Annotated in this window: 4 protein-coding genes; 2 read left to right on the forward strand and 2 right to left on the reverse strand. The window is 71.1% G+C overall.

Going from position 1 to position 6,508, the window contains the following annotated elements; translation table 11 throughout:
- Positions 1–4: 4 nt before the first annotated feature.
- Positions 5–1,330: a radical SAM protein gene (locus ACFU6K_RS27730; protein ID WP_380667474.1), complete on the reverse strand. Its 1,326-nt coding sequence runs from the start codon at positions 1,328–1,330 to the stop codon at positions 5–7.
- Between the two features lie 191 nt (positions 1,331–1,521).
- Positions 1,522–3,759 carry a germacradienol/geosmin synthase gene (locus tag ACFU6K_RS27735; protein WP_380667476.1) on the reverse strand — a complete coding sequence of 746 codons (2,238 nt, stop codon included), beginning with the start codon at positions 3,757–3,759 and terminating at the stop codon, positions 1,522–1,524.
- Between the two features lie 476 nt (positions 3,760–4,235).
- Between ACFU6K_RS27735 and ACFU6K_RS27740 the strand changes: the two genes are divergently transcribed.
- Both ACFU6K_RS27740 and ACFU6K_RS27745 read left to right on the forward strand, forming a co-directional pair.
- Positions 4,236–5,531 (forward strand): family 2 encapsulin nanocompartment cargo protein terpene cyclase, encoded by a 1,296-nt coding sequence (locus ACFU6K_RS27740; RefSeq protein WP_380667478.1) that lies wholly within the window; start codon positions 4,236–4,238, stop codon positions 5,529–5,531.
- 87 nt (positions 5,532–5,618) lie between these two features.
- Entirely contained in the window at positions 5,619–6,497 is an 879-nt protein-coding gene (locus tag ACFU6K_RS27745) for a geranyl diphosphate 2-C-methyltransferase (protein WP_380667480.1), read from the forward strand.
- Positions 6,498–6,508: the final 11 nt, after the last annotated feature.

Consider the following 6,508-nt stretch of genomic DNA (forward strand, 5'->3'; position numbering starts at 1 on the left):
TTCCTCAGCCGGTCAGCGAGTCCATGAAGGAGCTCACCGAGAAGACCGCCTTCCCCGGGCCCGCCGGGCCGTACCCGGGCGGGGAGGAGAGGCCGAACTCCTCCAGGGTGCCCCGGTAGGTCTGCAGCAGCCGGATGTGGTACTCCAGCGGCGCGCCCTGCGGGTTGCCCTTGCCGAGCGGGGTGGTGGGCTCGGGGCACCAGGTGGTGAACCGCGGCACCACGCCGCGGGACATGAAGAAGCGCAGGCCCTCCTCGGTGGAGGCGATCGCCTCGTCCACCGTGGTGAAGCCGAAGGGCTCGGCCATCTCCACGCCCGCGACGAAGTTGGGGATCACGTTCTCCGGGCCGAACACCTCGGTGGAGTCGAGGATCCGGCGGTGCCACTCGTCCCGGCCGACGTAGCGCTCCTTGCCCGGGCAGTAGAGCTCGAACAGCCGCTTGTCCCACACCTCGAAGTTGGGATGGTAGATCCGCACGCCGTAGTCGTGGAAGCGCTGGACGTCCTCGCGCGGCAGCGCCTGGGCCACCACCTTGCCGATCCAGCGGCCGGGGAAGCGCTCCTCGATGGCCTTGGCGTACTGCCCGTAGAAGTCGGCCTCGTCGCGGCCGCCGACGTGCGAGGTGATCGCCCCGCCGGTGAGGGTGTACGCCTGGGAGGCGCGGGCGGTGTCGTGCCGGTCGATGATCGCCAGCGCCTCCAGCACCTCCTCGACCGGCTTGACCCCGGTGTACGGGCGGCCGGCGGCCTTGTGCTGGCGCCAGTTGTGGTTGATGTCGCAGTACTGGCACTCCTCCTTGGCGCCGAAGTACTGGCAGACCCGGAACACCGTGAGGTAGATCAGGTAGCCCCACTGGATGGTCGGGGCGACCTCCATCACCGACTTCCCGTTGGCCAGCGTGTGCCGGTAGTAGTCCGGCATCGGCGGCAGACCGACGTCGGCGATCCGCGCACCGTCCAGGTAGAGGCCGAGCGTGCCGTCGTCCCCGGCGCCGACCCGGTACGGCGAGTCCGGGTTCACCCGCACCGACACCACCGTGCGGCGCAGCCCGTACGGCCCGCCGGTCAGCACGACCTCCTCCGGCGGCCGGTTGAGCGCGGCGGCGCCCAGCTCGGGCAGGGTGCGGTGGTCGAAGGAGAAGATGAAGTACGACTTCGGCTTGACCTCGCCGCCCCCGTCGGCGCCCGCGCTGCCGCTGAGCGCGGACTCGTCGAAGGCCATGCCGCCGCGCAGCAGGTCCTCCTTGATCACCGCCTCCCGGGGCACGTCGGGATAGCGCTCCATGAGCTGCTCCACGAGTGCGGTGCGGCTGCGGGCCTGGCTCTCCATGCGCTGGTCTTCCTTCCTGGCCCCGCCTCCTCGACGGCGCCGTGCCCATTGTGTCCCGCCTTACGCACGCGGTCGCGCACCGGGTTCGGCGGCGGGACGTCGACCGGTCCACGATGCGGGCCGGGGCGGGAACGCGCCTCGGCCCGCGGTCTCACGGTGTACGGGACTCCGGTCCTAGGCCGGCCCGCCCGTCAGGTGCTCACGCCGGGCCGGGCGGCGGCGGTGCCGAGCCCGGAGGGGGCGGGGAGCAGCACCGAGGGGACGGGCGGCGGCGCGGAGGGGCCGCGCAGCAGCCGGGCGGGCAGGGTGGTGCGGACCGGGAAGTCCGTGTACCGGCCCGTCCTCAGGTGCCAGGCGTGGAAGCCGGACATCCAGTCCTGGAGCTGCCCGATGTAGTCCGCCGTCGCGTCCCGGTCGTCCGCGCCCAGTCCCAGCTCGTCGTAGAGCGCCGGTAGCTCGGTGTCCGTCAGGTGCTCGAACTCGCGCAGCCGGGCGGTGAGCAGGTCGTTGACCGCGGTGACGGTCTCCGGCAGGTCGCCGCCGGTGAAGCGGCGCAGCGCGTGCACGCCGTTGTTCATGTCGTCCTCGTACTCGATCTCCATCCGGTACGAGACGACGTCGTTGAACCAGCCCGCCCAGTCGCCCATCGCGGTGACCACGCGGCGCATCGGCCGGCTGGCCAGCACGGTCTCCGGGACGGCCACCCCCGAGACGTGGTTGAGCAGGTCGGCGCAGACCCCCGAGGCGATCGAGTCGCGCCGCATCGCGAGGTAGTCGATCAGCTCGGGCGTCCGGTTCTGGACGGCGTTGAACACCTCCCACAGGCACGTCCGGAGGTGGACGACAGTGCTCTGCGCGAGTTTGACGCGCAGCTCGTCCGAGACGGCCGGGGCGGTGCGCTGCCACAGCTCCGCGAGGCCCTGCTCGGACGGGTTGGTCGGCGGCGGCATCACGGCGAAGGGGTGCACCGGGACGAAGAGCGAGAGCCGGTCGACGTAGGCCTTGGCGCCCGGCAGGTCGCGCGGTCGCTTGTACACCTCCAGGAAGTAGTCGTCCTGGATGAAGCCCCAGGTGTACCAGTCGTTGAGCAGGTCCAGTTGCTCCAGCGGCACGTCGGGGTGGGCCATCGCGCAGCAGAGCGCGAAGTCGCCGGACTCGACGAGTGCCTCGTCCCAGATCCCCAGCCCCGGGGTGTCCAGGATGCCGGTGCGGCGGACGAAGTCCTTGTTGTGTGCGCGCGCCGTCTCCAGCTCACCGTGGGTCCGGGCCTCCCAGGGCATGTAGAACTCGGGCAGTTCGAGCTGCTCGCGGGTCTGGCGGGGGGCGTTGAGGTAGCTGCGGACCCGCAGGCCGAGCGCCTCCCGGCCGAGACCGAGCCGGGCCGCCGCGGTGCCGAGGCCGGTCGGGCCGAGGAAGGACGGCGCGGCCGGCCCGGACCCGGAGTCCGTCGGCAGGTAGCGGCCGCCGGGGCGCAGTGCCCACTCCAGGTTGCCCGCCATCCAGTCCTTGAGGCCCTGGACGTAGCGCAGGACGTCGGCGCGCTCGCCGGGGGTGAGCAGCAGTTCCTCGAAGGCACCGGGCAGTTCGGTGGCGGCGGTGTGCTCGAACTGCTGGAGCCGGTCGGTGACCAGGTCGTTGACGATCCCGACGGCGCGCCCGGTGTCGCAGCCCTGGAAGTGCTCCACGACCGTCACACCGTTGTTCACCTTCCCCTCGGCGAGGTCGATCCGGTAGGAGATGATGTCGTTCTGGAGGCCCTGGGAGTCGGCGAAGGCCGCGTTCAGCAGCCCCAGCGGGCGCCCGTCGAGCAGGCGTTCCGGAAGCTCCAACCCCAGGGCGTGCTCCAGCAGTTGGGCGGACCAGAGGATCCCGCCGACGGAGCGCCGCAGCTCCAGGTACTCGATCGGGTCGAGGACGCGGTCGCCGCCGCGGGCGAGGTTGAACAGCTCGCGCAGCGCCTCCTCGGCCATGTCCTGGACCACCGCGACGTAACGGCGCAGCCACGGCTCGGACTTGCCCGGGACGGTGCGGGCCCAGAGGTCGGCCAGCCCGCGTTCCAGCGGGTTCTCCGGGGTGAGGCCGGTCGCGGTGCCGTCGGTCGGCATGAAGTCCAGCAGGCGGAACAGGTACTGCTTGGCGGCGCCGAGCTGTTCGGCCTCGGTGTAGGCCTGGGGGAAGTAGTCGTCGACGTACCAGCCCCAGACGTACCAGTCGCTCATCAGGCAGAGCTCGTCGGGAGAGGCGTCGGGGTGGGTCCACGCGGCGAAGAGCGCGAAGTCCATCGCGGCGAACCGCTCCTCGTCCCAGACGGGTTCGAGCATGCCCGTCTCGCGGACCCAGAGCAGGCTGTGCGCCCGGGCCGTCTCCAGATGGGGGTTGAGGCGGGCGGGCCACGGCATGTAGAAGTCCGGCATCGAGATCGCTGCCACTGCGGGTTCCTTCCAGGGCGTACGGATGTGCGGCCGACACGTGGCAGGCGACCGTGGGTCATTTCGTTTCGCATTCGAACAGCCCCCGCCACGACCGGCACAACGTGGTCGGGGAGGTCGGGACACGGGTGAGTGTCAACAGGTTGACGCGCGGAGGGGCGGTGCGGGCGGGCGGGTTCGCGGCTGGAGTGCCCAGCTGCGGGGCAGGGCGATGCACGCCGGGGTCGCGCCCAAACGCCCACACGAGGAACGTTCACCCTATCGGGTGATGAAGATCGTCCGGTGCGATGCGGAACGCGCCTTCGCGCCTACGGTGGTGAACCGAGCGAGACGGGGCCGGAGTCCGGAGATCCCGTTCGAGGCGGGTGGAATGACGACCCGTCATATTGTGCGATCCCCTTCAGAGGAGGCTCCATGCCCCTGTGCGCCAGGCCGGACACACCATCCGGGCCCGTCACCGCCCCGGTGGTGGGCCCATGAGCTCCCCCGCGATCGAACGGATCCTGCGCGGGCCCAGCGGACTGGGCACCTCCGGTCTGCAGTTCAGGCCGCAGGCCCCGGCGGACGAGATCTCGGCACCCGAGTCTCCGACACCCGAGGTCCCGGTCGAGGCGGCCTTGGAGCCCGAGGCGACCGAGACCGTGACCGAGACGGCAGCGGCGACCCCCGGGTTCCCGGTGCCGTCCGCCCACGTCCTGCCCGTCCCGCCCGCTGCGACCGCCGGCCCGGCCGCCGCCGGCCCGGCCGCCGCCGGCCCGGCCGCCGAGGCGCCGAGCGGCGGCAAGCCCCGGAGCGGCGACCCGATCCCCGGCCTCTACCACCACCCGATCGCCGAGCCCGACCCGGTGCGGGTGGAGGCGCTGAGCGCGAAGCTCAAGGTCTGGGCGATGGAGGAGGTCGAGCTCTACCCGCCGGAGTGGGAGAAGGACTTCGACGGCTTCTCCACCGGGCGCTACATGGTGGCCTGCCACCCGGACGCGCCGAGCGTCGACCACCTGATGCTCGCGGCCCGCCTGATGGTGGCCGAGAACGCGGTGGACGACTGCTACTGCGAGGACCTCGGCGGCTCGCCGATCGGCCTGGGCAGCCGCCTGCTGCTCGCGCACACCGCGCTGGACCCGCTGCACACCACGACGGAGTACCACCCGGCCTGGGAGGCCTCGCTCTCCTCGGATCCGCCCCGGCGCGCCTACCACTCGGCGATGGAGTACTTCACCCGGGCCGCGACGCCCTCCCAGTCGGACCGGTTCCGGCACGACATGGCGCGGCTGCACCTCGGGTACCTGGCCGAGGCCTCCTGGGACCAGGCGGACCACGTCCCGGAGGTGTGGGAGTACCTGGCCATGCGCCAGTTCAACAACTTCCGCCCCTGCCCGACGATCACGGACACGGTCGGCGGCTACGAGCTGCCCGCCGAGCTGCACGCGCTGCCCGCCATGCAGCGGGTGATCGCGTTGGCCGGCAACGCCACCACCATCGTCAACGACCTGTACTCGTACACCAAGGAGCTGTCCAGCCCCGGACTGCACCTGAACCTGCCGGTGGTGATCTCCGAGCGCGAGGGCGTCTCCCGCAAGGAGGGCTACCTGAAGGCGGTCGAGGTCCACAACGAGCTGATGCTGGCCTTCGAGGCCGAGGCGGCCGCCCTGGCCGTCTCCTGCCCGGTGCCGACACTCGTACGGTTCCTGCGCGGTGTGTCCGCGTGGCTCGACGGCAACCACTACTGGCACCAGACCAACACCTACCGCTACACCCTGCCCGACTTCTGGTGAGACCACCCCTTCCGGTGGCAGCACCTCTCGCCGGCAGCGCATTCCCCTTGATGACCGACCCCTTGACCATCCGCTAGGAGCTGACCCATGTCCGTGACCGACGACATCACCACCCCCGGCAACACCATCCCCGGCCCGGCGACTCCGTACCAGGGCGACATCGCGCGCTACTGGGACCACGAGGCCCGCCCGGTCAACCTCCGCCTGGGTGACGTCGACGGCCTCTACCACCACCACTACGGCATCGGCGCGATCGACCAGGCCGCGATCGGGGACCCGGCCGACGCCGACCGCGAGAAGAAGGTGATCGCCGAGCTGCACCGGCTGGAGTCCGCCCAGGCCGACGTGCTGCTCGGCCACCTCGGCGACATCCGCGCCGACCACACCCTGGTCGACGCCGGCTGCGGCCGCGGCGGTTCGATGGTGATGGCCCACCAGCGCTTCGGCTGCCGGGTCGAGGGCCTGACCCTCTCCACCCAGCAGGCCGACTTCGGCAACAAGCGCGCCGCTGAGCTGGGCATCGGCGGGTTCGTCCGCTCCCAGGTCGCCAACATGCTGAACATGCCCGTCGAGACCGGCTCGGTCGCGGGCTCCTGGAACAACGAGTCCAGCATGTACGTCGACCTGCACGACCTGTTCGCCGAGCACTCCCGGGTGCTGAGCGTCGGCGGCCGGTACGTGACCATCACCGGCTGCTGGAACCCGCGCTACGGCCAGCCGTCGAAGTGGGTCTCGCAGATCAACGCCCACTTCGAGTGCAACATCCACTCCCGCCGCGAGTACCTGCGGGCGATGGCCGACAACCGCCTGGTGCCGCAGGCCGTCATCGACCTGACGCCGGACACCCTGCCCTACTGGGAGCTGCGGAACACCACCTCGCTGGTGACCGGCATCGAGGAGGCGTTCATCGAGTCCTACAAGGACGGCTCCTTCCAGTACGTGCTGATCGCGGCCGACCGGGTCTGATCCGGTAGCAC

Source organism: Kitasatospora sp. NPDC057512, from assembly GCF_042802135.1.
Lineage (GTDB): Bacteria > Actinomycetota > Actinomycetes > Streptomycetales > Streptomycetaceae > Kitasatospora.

Excerpts from the sequence above, each read along its gene's own strand:
- ACFU6K_RS27740 (WP_380667478.1), top strand. The coding sequence starts at position 4,236 with ATGAGCTCCCCCGCGATCGAACGGATCCTGCGCGGGCCCAGCGGACTG.
- ACFU6K_RS27745 (WP_380667480.1), top strand. The coding sequence starts at position 5,619 with ATGTCCGTGACCGACGACATCACCACCCCCGGCAACACCATCCCCGGC.
- ACFU6K_RS27730 (WP_380667474.1), bottom strand. The coding sequence starts at position 1,330 with ATGGAGAGCCAGGCCCGCAGCCGCACCGCACTCGTGGAGCAGCTCATG.